This window comes from Nocardia spumae (assembly GCF_020733635.1).
In the GTDB taxonomy this organism is placed as follows: Bacteria; Actinomycetota; Actinomycetes; order Mycobacteriales; family Mycobacteriaceae; genus Nocardia; species Nocardia spumae.
Genome location: NZ_JAJFZL010000001.1, coordinates 4195951 through 4215709 on the forward strand (window position 1 = coordinate 4195951; position 19759 = coordinate 4215709).

General features: G+C 69.5%; 3 protein-coding genes. 1 reads left to right on the forward strand and 2 read right to left on the reverse strand.

Annotation, left to right across the window (positions count from 1 at the left end):
• Positions 1-304: 304 nt before the first annotated feature.
• A complete protein-coding gene (locus LKD76_RS18840; RefSeq protein WP_227982634.1) occupies positions 305-1267 on the forward strand; it encodes a ferritin-like domain-containing protein in 963 nt (320 codons plus the stop codon).
• Here LKD76_RS18840 and LKD76_RS18845 read toward each other — a convergent pair.
• Both LKD76_RS18845 and ygiD read right to left on the reverse strand, forming a co-directional pair.
• Entirely contained in the window at positions 1260-18671 is a 17412-nt protein-coding gene (locus tag LKD76_RS18845) for a non-ribosomal peptide synthase/polyketide synthase (protein WP_227982635.1), read from the reverse strand. The genes LKD76_RS18840 and LKD76_RS18845 overlap by 8 nt on opposite strands.
• Positions 18672-18888: 217 nt before the next feature.
• Positions 18889-19725 carry a 4,5-DOPA-extradiol-dioxygenase gene (ygiD, locus tag LKD76_RS18850; protein ID WP_227985309.1) on the reverse strand — a complete coding sequence of 279 codons (837 nt, stop codon included), beginning with the start codon at positions 19723-19725 and terminating at the stop codon, positions 18889-18891.
• Between the last annotated feature and the right edge of the window lie 34 nt (positions 19726-19759).

A 19759-nucleotide genomic window follows, 5' to 3' on the forward strand; every position in this document is an offset into this window, starting at 1 on the left:
CGCGGATCACCGTGGTCGAACGCTCCGATGCGCGGCTGGTTACGACAAACCGGTTATGCGATGCATCGCACTTCCTGATGTCGATGTCCTGTGGGTGGCCGCTGGAAACCGGGCGTATTCAGCGCCGCCCATCCCCGCCGCGATCCGGAAAACGGCCCTCAACACCACGAAAGCGCAAGAGTGCCACCAGGAATCGACTACCTCACCAGCCACATGTTAATCGTCGCCCCACCCGGGTAGCCGCAGAACAGGTGCAGCGCCGCGCCCGAACCGATGCTGTCTATCGCTGAAGGACGAGATTCGCATGAGCACTCCCGAGACCTCCACTCTGCTGGCACAGTTGCGCGCTGTGCTGACCTTGACCAACACCGAGATCCAGGTGGCCGAGACCCGTATCGCCCAGGCGCGGACCGAGGCGGTGCGCCGGGAACTGTCCGAGAACGCCGACAAGGGGCGTGCCCGCGCGGAGGCGGTCGAGGCGGCGATCCGCGAATTGGGCGGGGTGCCGGAGGTGGTCGGGCCGTTCCTCGGCCGCGCGGTCGCCGCGCTCAAGGCGATGGCCGAACAGGCTCAGCCCTTCGACGAGGCGCTGCTCGGTGACTTGGCCCTGGAACATCAACTGCTCGACCGCGCCCGCTACATCAAGGCCCTGGCGTCCGCCGCCGGGCAGCGCGAGGTGATCGCGTTGGCTCAGCGATTGGTCACCGCGCATTCCGCGACCGTGGAATGGCTGACGACCGTGTTGGCCGAAGATGCCCTGGGCGGCCCGGCGGCATTGCGCCGCACCGCTTTACAGGCCGCCACCGGCACCGCGGTGAAGCTGTTCAACATCCCCGTCACCTGGTCGGCACGCGGCCTGGACCGAGCGCTGGACACCGTGCGCTCCACTCCGCCCGCACTCGGCGACCTGCTCGCCCGCGGGGCACATGCGGGTGATGTGGCCGTCAAAACGCTCTCGGCTTCGCGCGACGCCGCGCTCGAGACCGCCGAGCAGGTCACCCGCCACGAAGGCGCCGACACCGCCGCCCACGCCCTGCATTCGATTCGCACCGCCACCGGCGTCCTCGAACCCGAAGAACTGCCGGTCCGCGAGTACGACGAGTTGAACGTCTCCCAAGCCGTCGCGGCGGTGAAGGAGCTCACCGACCCCGCCGACATCCGCGCGATCGTCGCCTACGAGGAGGCCCGCAAGAACCGCAACGGCGTCGTCTCGGCCGCCCAGACCCGGCTCGCCGCGATCGCCCAGGAGGTCACCGGTCTCAATTGAGCCGGTCCGCTCGGACCGCGGCCGAAGATCCGGACCTTGTCGCCGGCCCGGGCCCGTTCCTCGTCGCATATTCGAGACTCTCGATGCCGGCCGACAGGATCTCGTCGAATCTCGTCGCGATACGCCGCGTCGTCGGGGCGTCGACGGCATCGGTGGCGTATTCGACGAGTCCGTACAGCGCTCGTGGGTGTCCGCCGTCGTCCTTCTCCTCGCTGAGCACGAGGGAGAGGTCCCAGTCGGCGGGGGCGGGTGCCTCGACCGGTTCCCAGGTGGCCGGAAGCCCGGCGCGCCGCAGGTCGGAGGTCGGAATGTTCTGGAACGCCAGGCGGATTCGCAGCCGGTCGCCGATACCCAGCGCATCGGTCAGGAATTCGAACGGTATGTCCTGGTGGTCCATGGCGGCCAGGGTGGTGTCGCGGACCCGCTCGAGCAGAGCCACGAAATCCTGGTGGTCGTCCACCGCGGTCCGGAGCACGAGGAAGTTCGTGAAACGGCCGACCATATCCTCCATACCCACCTCGGTGCGCCCGGCCGTCGGGGCGCAGACGGCGATGTCGTTCCCGTAACCGAACTCGCGGAGGGTGAGCGCGAAGGCGGTGTGAACAACCATGAAGACGCTCGCGTCGTGCGCGGCGGCGAAGCTCACGCTCCGCCGATACCGATCGGGTTCGACGTAGAGGAGGACCCGACCGGCCATCGGCTGCGCAGAGTCCGGGGACCGCGACGGGCCCACGGCCGGGGGCAGCCCGGCGAGGGTGGTGCGCCAGAACGCCAGCTGGGTGTCGGTCACGACACTGGTCTGCGGCTCACCGGTGACGCGGTGCTGCCAGATCGCGTGCTCGGCGTACTGGATCGGCAACGGATCCCACTGCGGCCGGGTGCCGCCGCCACGGGCGTGCAGTGCGGTGGCGAAGTCGTGGATCAGAGGTGCCACGGACCAGCCGTCGGCGGCCATATGGTGCAGCACGATCAGCAGCAGATCGGAGTCGCCGTCGGGATACAGCCGCACCCGCAGCGGCACCTCGGTGCGCAGATCGAACGGCCGCGCGAGGCAGGCGGCGGTGGCGGCCGGGATGTCGTCGGTGACGACGGTCTCGACATCGATGGCCTCGTCGAGGATCAGCTGCTGTCCGGGAAAGACCGTGCGCAGGATCTCGTGACGCGCGGTCAGATCGGCCAGCGCCTGCGCGATGGCCGCTGGAGGTGTCGAGCCGTGCAGCCGGAGCATCATCGCGTACGCGCGGCCGGGTCCCGGCCCGGATTGCTCGCGGTCGTTCAGCTCGAGCAGCCGCCGCTGCGGGTAGGACAGCGGCACCGGCACGGTGCGGACGCTGTCGGCCCGGGCGGGCAGTCCCAACGGTCGGGTCGCGACAGTGGCGAGGCCCGCCACGGTGCGCTGCTGGAATATGTCCTGGACCTGGATGTCCTCGCCCAGAACGTGCCGGATCCGGGAACGCAGCCGCACCGCGCTCAGCGAGTCGCCGCCCATCTGGAAGAAGTCGTCGTCGATGCCGATCTCGGTGAGGCCGAGCACTTCTGCGACGATCGCGGCCAGGGCCCGCTCGCGATCGGTGCGGGGCGCCCGGGCGGTGGACAGCGCCGCGAAGTCGGGGTCCGGCAGGGCCCGGAGGTCGAGCTTGCCGTTGACGGTCATCGGCCAGCTGTCGACCACGGTGATCGCCGCGGGGACCATGTGCTCGGGCAAGTATAGGGCGGCCGCCCGCCGGATGTCGGCCGCGGCGGCGGGGTCGGCGCCGCGGAGGTAGGCCAGCAGCCGGCCGTCCCGGGCGATGACCTTCGCATCTGCACCGCCGCATCGAGTGAGCACGGCCTCGATTTCGCCGGGTTCGATGCGGAATCCGCGCAACTGGAGTTGGTGATCGCTGCGGCGGAGGTATTCCAGCCCTCGAGTGGTGCGGCGGACGAGATCGCCGCATCGGTACATCCGGGCACCGGGCGGGCCGGCCGGATCCGCCACGAACCGTGTGGCGGTGAGGCCCGCTCGGCCGAGATAACCTCGCGCCACCTGGGGTCCGGTTACGTACATCTCGCCCGGTGTGCCGGTCGGCGCCGGATGCAACCGGTCGTCGAGGACATGGGTGCCCACTCCCGGTAGCCCGTGCCCGATGCCGCTTCCGACCGACGCGCCGACGGTCGCCTGCCGGTCGAGCGATCGAATGGTCACGTGCACAGTGGCTTCGGTGATCCCGTACATGTTGACCAGGTGTGGGGAGTCGTCGGCGTATCGCTCGAACCAGCCGGTGAGGGTCGGCGTTTCCAGCGTCTCTCCCCCGAACACCACGTAACGCAATGCGAGCGATGGATCGCCCGCGCGCCGATCGGCCTCGTCGAGTTGACGGAACGCCGACGGGGTCTGACTCGAGACGGTCACCTTTTCCCGAATCAGCAAGTCCCGGAAGGTATCCGGCGAGCGCGAGGTCAGATGGTCGACGACGACCGCGGTACCGCCGGTGCTCAGCGCGCCCCACAACTCCCACACCGCGAAGTCGAAGGCGAAGGAGTGGAAGACCGTCCACACGTCGCCGGCGCCGATATCGAAGTACCGCAGGGCATTCGACAGCAGATGCGCCAGGTTGCGGTGGGTCACCGCCACCCCCTTGGGGACGCCGGTGGATCCCGAGGTGTAGATGACGTAGGCCAGGTCGTCACTCCGGACCGGCACGGGCAGAGCGGCTTGCGCGGGCCCGTTTGCCATGTCTTCGATCAGCAGCACCGGCGTCGAGTCGGCAGGCATGGTCTCGAGCAGCGCCGCACTGGTGATCAGACAGGCAGGGGCGGCATCGGCCACCACGAATTCGAGCCGTGCCCGCGGATAGGACGGATCGAGCGGAAGATAGGCCGCGCCCGCGCGCAGGACCGCCAGCAGGGCGATCGGCATGCGCACCGACCGATCCAACCCGACCGCGACCACCGACCCCGGCCCGACACCCCGGGAGATCAGCAGCCGGGCGAGGGCATCGGCGCGCCGGGACAGTTCGGCGTAGGTGAGCGATTCCGCACCGGCCCGTACGGCGACGTCGTCCGGCCGGTCACGAATCTGCGTGCCCACCAGGTCCAGCACCGTGGTCCGGGCGGGATCTGCGCCGGGAAGGCCCGCGGCGCACGACGTTTCGGCCCCCTCTCCCGGCAACAGCAGATCGATGTCGCCGACCACGGCTGCCGGGTCGGCGACAACGGTCCGCAGGACACTCAGCAGCCGCTCGCCCACGTGCCGCACCGTCCGGTCGTCGAACAGGTCGCGGGAGTAGGAGATCCGGCCGGATACGGAGCCGTCACGGGGATCCTCGCCGAGGACGACGGTGATGTCGAACATTTCGGTCGATGCCGGGATATCGACCGGAGCCACTCGCACACCGGGCAATTCGACGGTCTCGGAGGGAAAGTTCTGGAACGACAACGCAACCTGGAACAGTGGCGACCGCGACGGCTGCCGGGGCAGGTCGAGGGATTCCGCCACCCGGTCGAACGGCAGCTCCGCGTGCGAGAACGCTGCCATGTCGGTATCTCGTTGCCGCACGAGCGCATCGATGAACGTCCGGGTCGGGTCGAACCGGGTTCGCAGCACGAGGGTATTGACGAACATGCCGATCGAATCGTCGAGGGCGGCGATGCCGCGGCCGGCGATCGGCGCGCCGATCGCCACGTCCGAGGCATTCGACAACCGGGCGAGCAACACCGCCAGCGCGGTGTGTACCACCACGAACAGGCTCGCGCCGTGCGCTCGGGCGAGGTCTCGCAGTCCCTGTGCGGTCTCGGCGTCGATGGTCAGGGGCACCGACCCGCCGGCCCGGGACGCCACGATCGGACGTGGGCGATCGGCGGGAAAGGTGGATTCCGACGGCATTCCGGCGAGCGCGTCGCGCCAATAGCGGATCTGCGTGGCGGCTGTACTCCGCGGGTCGTCCTCGGCGCCGAGAACCGCCCGCTGCCAGGAGGTGAAGTCGGCGTACTGGACCGCTGGTCTCTCCCACACCGGCGCCCCGCCCGCGACGCGCGCGGCGTAGGCGGCCATCATGTCACGCGTCAGCGGTCGCGACGACCAGCCGTCGGCGGCGATGTGGTGCGCGACCACGACGAGGACGTGCTCACCAGTGTCGATCCGGAACAGTGCCATCCGCAGCGGCACCTCGGCCGTGACGTCGAAGCCGCCCGAGATCAGATCGTGGATGCGATCGTGGACTTCCCCGCTGCACACCGGCTTCGGGGTCAGGTCCACCACCACGTCGAGGGCGGGCAGGATCAGCTGGTACGGGGTGTCGTCCCGCTTCGGGTACACCGTGCGCAGGGTCTCGTGCCGCGCGATCACGTCGGCGACGGCGCTCTGCAGCGCGGCGACGTCCAGGTCGCCGGTGAGCCGCAGCGCGACCGGGATGTTGTAAGCCGCGGATCCGGTGTCGAGCTGATTGACGATCCACATGCGCCGCTGTGCCGGTGACAGCGGGAGCCGCTCGGGTCGTGGCCCCGGGGTGAGATCGGGCAGACCACCGGAACCGGCGTTCGAGGTGATCCGTGCGGCGAAGCCGGCGACCGTCGGCGCCTCGAAGACCGTTCGTACCGGGATCCGGCTGTCGAGGGTGGCGCCCACCCGCGCCGCCAGCCGGGTGGCGAGCAGCGAATTACCGCCGAGGTCGAAGAAGTCGGCGTCGGCGCCGATTTGTTCCGCGCCGAGCAGTTCGGTGAACGCACCGGCCACGATCTGCTCCACGGGGCCGGTGGGCGCGCGGTATTCGGCGGTGCCGAATACGGGCTCCGGCACCGCTTTTCGATCGAGTTTGCCGTTCGCGTTCAGTGGCAGCGCGTCGAGCACCACGAACGCCGTGGGGATCATGTACGAGGGAATCCGCTCGGACAGTGCCGATTTCACCGCTCCCACCTCGAGGTGATTCCCGGTCGGCACCAGGTAGGCGACCAGCAGGTCACCACGAGGATCGCCGGAGCGAACCAGCACCGCGGCCTGCGCAACACCGGGCACTGCGAGCAATCCGGCTTCGATCTCGCCGAGCTCGATCCGGACGCCGCGAACCTTCACCTGCAGATCGCCACGACCACGGAACTCCAACTGGCCCTGCGGGTTACACGTCACCAGATCGCCGGTGCGGTACATGCGGGCACCGCGCCGGAACGGGTCGGCGACGAAGCGCTCGGCGGTCGAATCGCTGCGGCCGGCATAGCCCCGCGCCAGCTGCGCACCGGCCAGGTAGAGTTCGCCCACCACCCCGCGGGGTACGGGATGCAAGCGTGAATCCAGAACGTACACCCGGCTGTTCCACTCCGGGATGCCGATGGGGACCGAGATGCGGTCGGCGTCGGTCACGGCGTGGCAGGTGATCGAGACGGCCGCCTCGGTCGGGCCGTACAGATTGAACAGCTCCACATCCGGGTAGACGGCGCGGAAGCGTTGCGCCAGCGGTCCGGGCAGGGTTTCCCCGGCCGCGAGCACCCGGCGCAACGCGCCCGAAGCGGCCACCTCGCTCGGGCCACGCCGCCCCTCGGCCGTGACCACCAGGGCATCCAACATCGACGGCACCACGAACACGGTGGTGACACCTTCGCGTCGGATCAGCTCGTCCATATACTCCGCATCCCGATGTCCCTCGGGCGCGGCGATCACAAGCCGGCCACCGCATACCACCGGCGACCAGAACTCCCACACCGACCCGTCGAAGGTCGCCGTCGTCTTCAACAGCATCACGTCATCGGGGCCCAGGCCGAATGCGGCGTTCTTCCACAGCAACTGATTCACGATCGCCGCATGGGGGACCATCACCCCCTTCGGCACACCCGTCGAACCCGATGTGAAGATGACGTACGCCGCGTTCGTTCCCTGTAGCGGAGCGACCCGTTCACGGTCGGTGAGCGGCGCGCCGGGCAGGCTCGACACATCGAGCTCGTCCAGTACCACCACCCGCTGCTCCGCGGTGCGCGGCCGTCGTGTTCGCAGGTCGTCTCCCTCGGTGTCGGGCGCTACCGCTGCCCGACTCTCGTCGAGGCGGGCCCGAGTGGCCGAGTCGGTGAGCAGGCAGACCGGATCCGCGGTGCGGAGAATGGCGCCGATACGTTCCGTGGGCTGGTCCGGATCCACCGGCACGTAGGCGCCGCCGGCGACGCTGACCGCGTACACGGCCACCACCAGGTTCACCGATCGTCCCAACAGCACACCCACCCGTGACTCCGGGCCCACGCCCAGCGAGATCAGATGCCGCGCCAGTCGATTCACCCGTGCGCCCAGCTCCGCGTACGACAGGTCCGCCAGGGCCGTTCGCCGCGGAGCGGCCGATACCGCGCGATCGAACAGGGCGGCCAAGGTCAGCGTGGGGTCGACCTCGTGTGTGGCGCCGGTGCCGCTCGCGGCGATCGCGCGGCGCTCCGGCGCGGTCAGCAGTGGGATCTCACCGACCGGGGCAGCGGGGTGTGCCACGATCTCACCCAGCAGGTGCACGAATCGGTCGGCGAGGACGCGCACCGTCTCGTCGTCGAACAGGTCCCGAGCGAAGACGACGACTCCGTCGATGCCGGCCGCCGCGCCCGACCCGTCGTACCCGTCGGCCACGATCAGATGCAGATCGTATTGGGCGACAGCGACATCCGCCTCGACCGGTGAGACCCGGACATCGGGCAGGTGCAGCACAGTCGGTGGCAGGTTCTGGAACGCCAATCCGACCTGGAACAGCGGATGCCGCGCCGGTGACCGCGGCGGATCCAGTACCTCGACCAGCCGTTCGAACGGCACGTCCGCGTGGGCGAACGCGTGGATATCGGTTTCTCGCTGGCGTGCGAGGAGCGCGCTGAACGGTTCGCTCGCATCGATCCGGGTGCGCAGCACCAGCGTGTTGACGAACATTCCGATGACGCCGTCCAACGCCGCCTCGCCGCGACCCGCTGTCGGGGTGCCGAGGGCGATGTCGTCGGAGCCCGACAAGCGGGCCAGCAGCACCGCGAACGCGGTCTGCACCACCATGAACAGGGTGACGTTTTCGCCGCGCGCCAGGTCGATCAGCGCACGGTGGAGTGCGGCGTCGATGGTGATCGGTACCCGGCCCCCGGTCGCGGACCGGACCGCGGGCCGCGGGCGGTCGGTGGGCAGCTCCAGCTGGTCGGGCAGTCCGTCCAGCGCCCGGATCCAGTACCGGATCTGTTCGGCGGCAAGAGATTCCGGATCATCGTCGTCACCGAGCAGGGTGCGCTGCCAGACAGCGAAGTCCGCGTACTGCATCGGCAGCGGCGCCCAGCGGGGCGCCTCGCCCGCTGTGCGCGCGGCGTAGGCGGTCGTCAGATCGCGAGTGAGCGGCCCCATGGACGATCCGTCGGCGGCGATGTGGTGAACCACCACGGCCAGGATGTGCTCATCCGACTCACTGTCGCGCGTGCCGCCGGTAATCCGGTAGAGCCGGATCCGGATGGGGATGTCGCCGGTGACGTCGAACGGGGCGGCGAAGAACTCGGCGAGCCCGGCCGCCACGTCCTCGGCCGCGATATCGTACGGCGCCGGTTCGGGCACGGCCCGCCCGGGCGGCAGGATGTCCTGAATCGGCCCGGTGCCGGTGTCCGGGTAGACGGTGCGCAGCACTTCGTGCCGGGTGATCAGGTCACCGACCGCGGCGCCGAGCGCGTCGGTGTCGAGTTTTCCGGTCAGGCGCACCGCGACGGGCACGTTGTAGGCGGCGGAGTGCGGGTCGAGCCGATTGAGGATCCACATGCGCTGCTGAGCGGGCGACAGCGGAACCGGGTCGGGGCGCTGCCCGGCGGCCGGCGCCGGCCGAGCATTCGCGCGGGGCCCTGGGTCGACCGCGGCGGCCAGTGTTGCGGCGGTGGGAGTTTCGAAGATCGACCGCACCGGGATCCGAGTACCGAGTGCGGCACCGAGTCGGGCGGCGACGTGGGTAGCCGACAGCGAGTTGCCGCCGAGGGCGAAGAAGTCGTCGTCGGCGCCCACCGAGTGCCGGCCGAGTACCTCACCGAAGACGCCGACCACGAGCTGTTCGGTGAGTGTGGCCGGAGCGCGGAATTCAGCAACGTCGAAGTTCGGTTCCGGCAACGCCTTTCGGTCGAGTTTGCCGTTCACCGTCAGCGGCAGCGCGGCCGAGACCACGAATGCGACCGGGACCATATACGACGGCAGCACCCTGGCGAGCGCCGACTTCACCCCTGGTATATCGATGTCGTCGACGGCGGGCACCAGGTAGGCGGTGAGGCGCTCGGCCGAACGGACCAGCACCGCCGCCTGGGATATCTCGGGCAGCGCCAGTAGTGCCGTTTCGATTTCGCCGAGTTCGATCCGGAACCCGCGGATCTTCACCTGCGAATCACCACGGCCGCGGAACTCCAGCTCACCGTCGCGCTTCCACACCGCCAGATCACCGGTGCGGTACATGCGAGCGCCCGGAACGTAGGGATCGGCGACGAACGCCACCGCGGTCGAATCCGCACGATCGGCATAGCCGCGGGCGACCTGAGCACCACCGACGTACAGCTCGCCCGGTACACCGTCGGGAACCGGGTGCAGCCGCGAATCCAGCACGTACACCCGGCAATTCCACTCCGGCCGGCCGATCGGCACCGACACCCGGTCCCGGTCGGTCACCGGATGCCAGGTGACCGACACCGCCGTCTCCGTCGGCCCGTACAGGTTGAACAGGGCCGTGTCGGGACGCGCGGCACGGAATCGTTGCGCCATCGGCCCTGGCAACGTCTCTCCGATCGCCAGTACCCGGCGCAGGGAACGACCGCCGGAACCCGAGGGCGCGCCGATCCCGCCCAGTGCGCCGGCGAGCAGCACATCCAGCATCGACGGCACCGTGTGCAAGGTGGTCACGCCCGCACGGACGATCAATTCGTTCAGATCCGCCGGATCGCTCTCGGGGTCGGAGATCACCAGCCGGCCTCCGCACACCACGGCCGACCAGAACTCCCATACCGACAGGTCGAAGGTCGCGGTCGTCTTCAGCACCATCACATCGCTCGGGTCGAGGCCGAATGCCTGCGCCTTCCAGAGCAATTGGTTGACGACGGCCGAGTGCGGCACCGCGACCCCCTTCGGCTGCCCCGTCGAGCCGGAGGTGAAGAGGACATACGCGGTGTTCTGCGGTCGCACCGACCCGACGCGCTCACGATCGGTGATCGGTTCGCTCGACACCGTGGACAGCTCCAGTTCGTCGAGCACCACTACTCGTCGCTCACCGGTGGTGCACGGCCCGCATGTCCGCAGGCCCGCCGTTCCGGTATCGGCAGCCGGCTCATCTCGGCCGGCGTCGAGGCGGGCCCGCGTATTCGAGTCGGTGAGTACACAGACCGGCGCCACCGCCCGGAGAATGGCGTCGGCGCGTTCGGCGGGCTGGTCCGGATCCACCGGTACATACGCTCCACCGGAGACCGTCACCGCGTACACCGCGACCACCAGATCCACCGACCGGCGCAGGGCCACACCCACTGGCGATTCCGGGCCGACTCCGAGCGAAATCAGGTGCCGCGCCAGCCGATTCACTCTCTCGCCCAGCTCCGCGTAGGTCAGGTGCCCGCCGTCCGGGTCGAGCAGCGCCACCGCATGGCCGTGCGTCCGCAGCGCGGCGGCCAGCAGGGCCGCCAGGGTTGTCTCCGGGCCGAGCGGGTGCCGGGTCTCGTTGCGTGCCAGCACGATTCCGGCGCGTTCCTCCCGGCCCAGCTGGGTGAGGTCGCCCACAGGTGTCCGCGGGCGGGCCGTGATCTCGGCCAGCGACCGGACGAAGCGCTCGACCAGCAGGCGCACCGTGGCGGGTTCGAACAGATCGGTGGCGTAGGTGAGAAATCCGCTGATCCCGGCCGGCTCACCGGTCGCCCCGTACCTGTCCGCGATGTTCAGATGCAGATCGAATTGCGAAGTGCCCGTGTCGATCACCAGTTCCGACACTTGGAGTCCCGGCAGGCTCAAACGCGTGACCGGAAGGTTCTGGAACGAGAATCCGATCTGGAACAGCGGATGCCGTGCCGTGGACCGCGGCGGGTTGAGCACCTCCACCAGGCGCTCGAACGGCACATCCGAGTGCGCGAACGCCTCGATGTCGGCTGTCCGCTGTCGGGCCAGCACGGCCGTGAAGGGCTCCCCGCTCCGCACCCGAGTCCGGAACACCAGGGTGTTGACGAACATGCCGATGAGATCGTCCAGTTCGGGTTCCCCACGCCCCGCGCTCGGTGTCCCGATCGCGATGTCGCCGGTGCCCGACAACCGCGCCAGCAGCACCGCGAACGCCGTGTGCAACACCATGAACAGCGTCGCGCCTTCCGTGCGCGCCAGTTCGACCAGGCCGCGATGGGTATCGGCGTCGACGGCGACAGCGACCCGCGCCCCGGCGTAGGTCTGCACCGCCGGACGCGGGTGGTCGGCCGGCAGGTCCAATTGGTCCGGCAATTCCGCCAGCTCCCGCCGCCAGTAGGCGATCTGCTCGGCCGCCACCGATTCGGGATCGTCCTCGTCGCCCAGGAGTTCGCGCTGCCAGATGCTGTAGTCGGCATACTGCAGCACCGGCGGCGCCCAATCCGGCGCGGTACCGGCGGCTCGCGCCGCGTAGGCGGTCATCAGGTCGCGCGTCAGCGGCCCCGCCGACCATCCGTCGGCGGAGATGTGGTGGATCACCATCGCCAGCACGTGGTCCCCGGGACCGGAGGTTCCGGAATCCCGGATGTCGATGAGCGCCAAGCGGATCGGCACCTCGGTGGTGACGTCGAATCCGGTCGTGGCCAGCTCCCGCACCGCGGACTCGACACGGTCCGGGGCCGCCGTCCGGAGCGCGAGTGCCGGAACCGCCTGCTCCGGCGGCAGGATCACCTGTACGGGGCCGCTGTCGGTCTGGGGATACACCGTTCGCAGAATCTCGTGACGGGCAACCAGATCCGAGATCGCCAACCGGAGGGCGTCGACATCCAGCACACCGGTCAGCCGCACCGCGGCCGGCATGTTGTATGCGGCGGACTGCCGATCGAACCGGTTCAGGAACCACATCCGTCGCTGCGCCGGTGACAGCGGAATTCGTTCCCGCCGGGCACCGGCTCGCACGGCGCGGCGGCCTCGGCCCGCCCGCTCCTCGGCCCTGCGTGCCAGGGCCGCGACAGTCGGCGCCTCGAATACCAGTCGGACCGGGATCCGGGTATCGAGCGCCGCGCCCAGGCGGGCCACCACGTGGGTCGCGACGAGCGAATTCCCGCCGAGTTCGAAGAAGTCGTCGTCGCGGCCGACATCGTTCGAGAGGCCGAGAACTGCCGCGAACACCTCCGCCACCGTGCGCTCGACCTCGCCGACCGGCGCGCGAAACTCTCGTTGCGACACCGCCGGTTCCGGCAGGGCGTCGCGGTCCAGTTTCCCCACCGGGGTCAACGGCAGCTCGTCCAGGATCACGACGGCCGCGGGGACCATATGACGTGGCAGGCTGCGCCGCGCGTGTTCGATGACGTCGGCCGGGTCGAGCGCTGTGTCGCCGGTGGCCAGTACGTAGGACACGAGAGCCGTGGTGCCGGCCGGGGTGCGCCGGCCGGTGGTCACCGCGAATTCGATCCGGCGGTGCCGCCCGAGGACCGCGTCGATCTCGCCGAGTTCGATGCGGAATCCGCGAATCTTCACCTGGAAGTCGGAACGGCCGACGAACTCGAGGTGCAGCTCTCCCGACACGGCACACCAGCGCACCAGATCGCCGGTGCGGTACATCCGGGCGCCGGCCGCACCCCAGGGGGCCGCCAGGAAGCGCTCGGCTGTCGCGCCGGCGCTGCCCCGGTAGCCGCGGGCCAGCCCGGCGCCGATCAGATACAGCTCACCGGTCACCCCGGGCGGCACCGGACACAGCCGGGAATCGAGCACCAGGGCCCACATGCCGCGCACGGAACGACCGATCGTGACGCGGCGGCCGGCCGTCAGCCGGGTGTAGGAGGACAGGATCGTGGTCTCGGTGGGGCCGTAGAAATTGAACAGGTCGCGTCCTGTCGACCACTTCGCGACCAGTTCCGGGGCAGCCACATCACCACCGATGCCGATGGCGGTCACCTGCTCCAGGCCGTCGGGTTCCATCGTCGCGAGCACGCCGGGGGTGGTCGCGATATGCGTCACTCGTTCGGCGCGCAGGTACGCGGCCAGGTCCGGGCCGCCCACCAGGTCCCGCGGCGCGATCACCAGAGTGGCGCCGGTGTGCAGCGCGCAGAGGTACTCGAGCAGCGACGGATCGAAGTTCGGGGAGCTCAGACCGAGAAACCGATGGCCTGCGGTCAACCGCATGGCGCCGGCCACTTCGGCGACCAGACCGGCCAGACCGGCGTGGGTTACGGAGACCCCCTTGGGTTTTCCCGTCGACCCGGAGGTGTAGATCAGGTACGCGGGATGCGCCGCCCGCACCGGGAGATGCCGGTCGGCGTCGGTAATCGGCCCGGCGGGCCGCGCGGCGCACTGCCGCGCCGTCGCGGGGTCGTCGAGGACCAGCCATTCCACCTCGCCGGGCAGCGTGTCCGCGTAGGTCGAGCTCGTGATGCCCTGTACCGCAGCCGGGTCCGTGAGCATATAGGCGATGCGCTCCGCCGGATGAGCCGGGTCGAGCGGAAGGTAGGCGCCGCCCGCCGCGGCGATCGCCGAGACCGCGACGATCAGGTCGTAGGAGCGCGGCAAGGCCACGGCGACAACGTTTTCCGGACCGACACCGCGGTCGATCAGCAGGCGTGCCAGCCGCGACGAGTCGTCGTCGAGTTCACCGTAGGTGACGGCCCGGCCCGCGTCGCGGACGGCGATCCGCTCGCGGCGCAGGCGCATCCCGTGCGCCAGCAGATCGGGCAGCAGGCCGGTATCCACCGGTCCCGCGGTGAGGGCCCGGTCCTCGGGTCCGGTGGTGAGCATCCGATACTCGTCGGCGAAGAGGATCGGCAGCTCACCGACCGGGGTGTCGGGTTCGGTGGTCGCGGCCGACAGCAATCGCAGGAACCGCTGTCCGAGCACCTCGACCGTGGCCTCGTCGAACAGGTCCCGAGCGTAGGAGAACGACGCCGCCATCCCCGATCCCGGGTCGGAGTTCTCCCGAATCGTGAGGGCCAGATCGAATTTCGCGGTGTCGACGCCGAGATCGAGGGGACGGACTCGTATTCCGTGCAGCTGGAACGAGCTGTCCGGGGTGTTGTCGAACGACAGTGCCACCTGGAACAGCGGATGCCGGGCCGGCGAGCGCTGCGGACGCAGCAGGTCCACCACCTGCTCGAACGGGATGTCGGCGTGGTCGAACGCTGCCAGGTCCGCGGCCTTGGTCCGGGCCAGCAGTGCGGTGAAGGTCTCTTCCGGCGCCACCGTCGTCCGCAGGACCAGAGTGTTGACGAACATGCCGATCAGGTCGTCGAGTTCGGCCGCACCCCGGCCCGCGATCGGCGTACCGACAGCGATATCGGTGCTGCCGGACAGACGGGCCAGCAGGACGGCGTACGCACTGTGCACGACCATGAAAGTGGTCACGTCGTATTCGCGGGCGAGCCGGCGGAGCCGATGGTCCAGTTCGGGACCGATCCGGAACGTCACGCGTCCCCCGCGCAACGAGCGGGCCGGTGGGCGCGGCCGGTCGGTCGGCAGGCTCAGCTCGTCCGGTAGTCCCGCCAGGGTGCGGCGCCAGAATGCCGCCTGCCGGGCCAGCCGACTGTCCGGGTCGTCCGCCGATCCCAGCAGCTCGCGCTGCCAACGGCTGTAGTCGGCGTACTGAACCGGCAACGGTGACCAGGACGGTGCCTCGCCGCGGAGCCGGGAGGAGTAGGCGATCATCAGGTCCCGGGTGAACGGCATCAGCGACCATCCGTCCGCGCTGATGTGGTGCACGACGGCGGCCAGGACGTATTCGGTTGTGCCCGTGTGGAAGAGGCGCAGCCGGAATGGAATCTCGGTGCTGACATCGAATCCGCCGGAAACGACATCGGCTACCGCGGCCGCGACATCGTCGGCGTCGATCGGCCGCGGCGCCAGGTCGATCGGGACCGCTTCCGGTGGCAGCGTCTGCTGCGCCGGACCGTCCGGTGTCTCGGGGTATCGCGTGCGCAGGATCTCGTGGCGGGCGAGGAGATCGCGCGCTGCCCGCTCGAGGGCCCGCACGTTGACCGCGCCGGACAATCGGATCGCCACCGGCATGTTGTCGACCGGCGAAGTGGTGTCGAGCTGGTTCAGCAACCACATGCGCCGCTGGGCGAACGCCAGTGGAACGTGTGCCGGGCGCGGGCGCGACACCAGCGCAGGGCGCGCCGGTTCGGCGGCGATGTGTTCGACGCGCTCGGCCAGAGCGGCGACGGTCGGCGCCTCGAACAGATCCCGTACTGCCAGCCGGATCCCGAGCCCGTCGGTCAGCCGTGCCACGACCTGAGCCCCGACCAGCGAGTTGCCGCCGAGCTCGAAGAAGTTGTCGTCCGAGCCGATGCGTGCGGCGCCGAGAACCGCGCTGAACGCATCGGCGACGGTTCGCTGCGTGGGTGTCGACAGCGGCCGGAACGCGCGGGACGCGAACACCGGGGCCGGCAACGCGGCACGGTCGAGCTTTCCGGAGGCAGTGAGCGGGAGGGCCGCCGCGACGACGATCGCGGACGGCACCAGGCTGGGCGGAAGTACGGCGGTGAGTTCGGCACGCACCGCGGCCGTGTCGATCACCGCCGTTGTGACGACATAGGCGACGAGCTGGTCGCCGAGCCGCTCGTCGGTGTGCACGGCGACGGCCGCCTGCACGATCGACTCCATGCCGGTGAGCACGGATTCGATTTCTCGCGGTTCGATGCGGACCCCGCGCAGTTTCACCTGCAGGTCCGTGCGGCCGAGGTACTCCAGTTCACCGGCCGCGGTCCAGGTCACCAGGTCCCCGGTGCGGTACATCCGCTCGCCGGTGCCGAACGGGTCCGGCACGAACCGTGCCGCGGTCGCAGCGGCGCGGCCGGCGTAGCCGCGCGCGAGTTGCACTCCCGCCAGATACAACTCACCGGCTACCCCGGCCGGAACCGGATGTAACCACGAGTCCAGCACGTACACCCGGGTGCCGGGTATGGGCAGGCCGATCGGCACCGACGCCGTGTCCTGCGCCGTCACCCGGTGGGCGGTGACCTCGATCGCGGCTTCGGTGGGTCCGTACAGGTTGTGCGGACAGGCACCGGTCAGCTCGGTGAGGCGCTGGGCGACGGCCGCCGGCAGTGCCTCACCGGAGGCGAAAACCGCACGCAGGGATGAACATTCACGCACTGTGGGCTCGGCGAGGAACAGCGCCAGCATCGAGGGGACGAAATGAACGACGGTCACCTGTTCAGCCACGATCACCTCGGCGAGGTAGCGGGGATCGCGGTGGCCGTCCGGGCGGGCGAGGACCAGACGCGCTCCACTGCGCAACGGCCCGAACAGTTCCCACACCGACACGTCGAAGCTCACCGGCGTCTTCTGCAGCACCGTGTCGGCGGCGGTGAGCTCGTAGCCGACCGGCATCCACGACATCCGGTTCGCGACGGCCGCGTGGCTGACCGCAACGCCCTTCGGGCGGCCGGTCGACCCGGAGGTGAAGATCACGTAAGCGGTATTCGACTGCCGCAGTGGGGATTTCCGGTCCGCGTCGGTCAGTGGCGCGGCGGAGTACGGCGACAGATCCACCCGATCAATTTCGACGATCCCGGCGTCGCCGGCGGTGCCGGGGCGATCCCGGCTGCTGGTCAGCACACACACCGGCCGGGTGTCCGCCACCACATAGCGAGTGCGATCGACCGGATGATCGGGATCGAGGGGAACGAACGCGCCGCCCGCCTCAGCGATCGCGTGGACGGCGACCACCAGGTCGACCGAACGGCGCAGATGCACGGCGACCATCGACTCCGGGCCGACGCCGACCCGCACCAGATACCGGGCCAGACGATGCACACGGGAGGCGAGTTCGGAGTAGGACAGCCTCTCGCCTTCGAACGTCACCGCGGTCGCGCCGGGCGTGCGGCGGGCCTGGACGGCCAACGCCGACGCGAGCGTCGGGGGATCCGCTGCCGGTGCGCCGGCCGGGCGAAGGCCACTGCCGAGGTCGAGGAGTCGCCGCCGTTCCCGATCGCCGGTAACGGGGATCGACCACACCGGGTCCTCGGCGTCGGCGTGCACGAACCGGGCGAAGTATTCCAGGAGACGGTCGTGGTATCGCCGCACCTCGTCGTCGGCATCCAGTCCGGCGCGAGCCTCCAGATCCACCCGGTACCGCGGTGCGGCGGCCGACCGGTAGAAGCTGACCGTCAGATCGTCGACGCCCCCGGTGGACAGCACATGTACCTGCCCCGCCGCTGCCCCCAGCCCGATCTCCATGTGCACCGGGCTGACATTGATCCGCGGCCCGGCCGCTGTACCGAAAGGCATACCGGCAGTGGCTGTTTCACGACGAATGTCCTCGTAACGGTATCGCTGGTGACGCAGTGCCCCGGTGACCGCGAGCCGAACCGCGCGCAGCAACTCCGAGATCGTCGTACGACGGCCCACCTCGAGGCGCAAAGGGACGATATTCGACAGCATGCCCGCCGACCGGCGCAGAACCGCCGTCGTGCGGGCGGCGACAGGCAGGCTCAGGATCACATCACCCCTACCCGACAGGTGGGCCAGATATCCCGCGGAGGCGGCGATGAAGAGTTCGGATTCGGAGGCGCCGAGCCGCTCGGCCGCTGGACGCACCGACTCCGATACCGCTTGCGGCAGTTCGGTTCCGAGGTTCACCGTCTCCGCCGCGCCGCGGCCGCCCAGCGGCATCGGCATCGCCGGCTCCCGATGGTCCGCGAGCCGTTGCCGCCAATACGCACGATCGGTCTCGAACCGACTGCTGTTGCGATACGCGAGATCGGAGTCGACCAGATCGCGCAGATTCCCGGCGGCGAGCGGCTGCGGCTCACCGCCGGTGAGCATCGCCGTGTACAGATGGGCGGTGCGTTGAATCAGGTTCATCGCACCGAAACCGTCCAGCACGATGTGGTGCGCCGCCAGGTACCAGAACCAGCGCCGGTCGCCGACCCGGAGGAACGCCGTGCGAATCAGTCGTTCCCGCAGAATATCGATGTGCCGCAGCGAATCTCGCCGCATCCACGCGTGTGCTTCGGCTGCCGGGTCGGCCGATTCCCGTAGGTCGACGTAATCCACCGGGGTATACGCGTCCGGGTCCACGACCTGGTACGGCTCATCGTCCTGGATTCCGATCCGCACGTAGCCCGAGCCCATTTCGAGCCCGGCGGTGCGCCCGGCGCGTTCGAGGACGACGATGTCGAGGTCTCCGACGACCTCTATGTACATCGCGATCGTCATCGACGCGTCGAGCAACCGAGAAGAATGCCACACCCCCAGTTGCGCCGCCGTGAGCGGAAGCCTTTCGTGCCGCACCGATTCGGTGCCGCCGGTGGGCCGGGAATTGCCGATGGAGCTGACCACGCTTTGTCCTGCCACGAAACGAATGAGTGAAAGAATTCCCCGACCGCGCTCACCCTAACCGCTCGAACCCCCCGGCCGCGTGCCCCGGATTCCATGGGCGAAACGCGGGCAATCCACCTCTGTGGCGAACCTCGAACGACGGCCCCGCGCAGTTGTCACCGGGAGCACGGAGCTCGGCGAGTTGCCGGGAGCCGAGCGCTCGCGGGGACAAACGACATCACATATTGCTGTCGATGGCCGGAACGCCCGCCGGCAGGCCCGGCGCGCCCTCCCCCGGCGACGGCGGCGGACAGGTACCGCCGAGTTGGTAGGCCGCCATGGAAATCGAACCGGCGCAATGACCTTCGACGATCGGCACGAGCGGTTCCGAATCGGCCAGACCCGCGATATACAGCAGCGGCAGGTAGTGATCCGGAGTCGGGACCGCGGCGGCGAAATCGGGATGGGCGTCGAGCGCGGCGGCGTCGGCCGGCGAGCTGGTCAGCACCTCGCGCGCGGCCTCGTCGAATCGCAGGGCCCAGTCGTAACCGTCGTCCGGTATTCCGAAATCGACGGCACGCAGATTGTGCACGATGTTGCCGCTGCCGACGATCAGTACACCGTCGGACCGCAGCGGTGCCAGTTTGCGCCCGAGTTCGAGGTGGTAGTCCAGCGGCTCGAAGGCGTTGAGCGACAGCTGCACCACCGGAACGGAGGCGTCCGGGAAGGCGTGCACGAGCACCGACCAGGTGCCGTGGTCCAGACCCCAGCTGTCGGTATCGCAGCCGACCCACTGCGGATGCGCCACATCGGCGACCTGATCGGCCAGTTCGGGCAGACCGGGAGCCGGATACCGCACGGCGAACAGTTCGTCCGGAAAGCCGTAGAAGTCGTGGATGGTGCGCGGGCGCGGCATCGCCGTGACCGCGGTGGCGTTGGTGTACCAGTGCGCGGAGACGACCAGAATCGCGCGCGGGCGCGGCACCGAACGTCCGACCGCCGCCCAGGCCTCGGTGTAGCGATTGCGGTCGAGCGCGTTCATGGGGTTGCCGTGACCGAGGAAGACAGCGGGCATCGGATCCGGCGACATCGGAGCACTCCTGTCGTAG

Coding starts and splice junctions, on each gene's coding strand:
- ygiD (WP_227985309.1), bottom strand. CDS start 19,725: ATGCCCGCTGTCTTCCTCGGTCACGGCAACCCCATGAACGCGCTCGAC.
- LKD76_RS18840 (WP_227982634.1), top strand. CDS start 305: ATGAGCACTCCCGAGACCTCCACTCTGCTGGCACAGTTGCGCGCTGTG.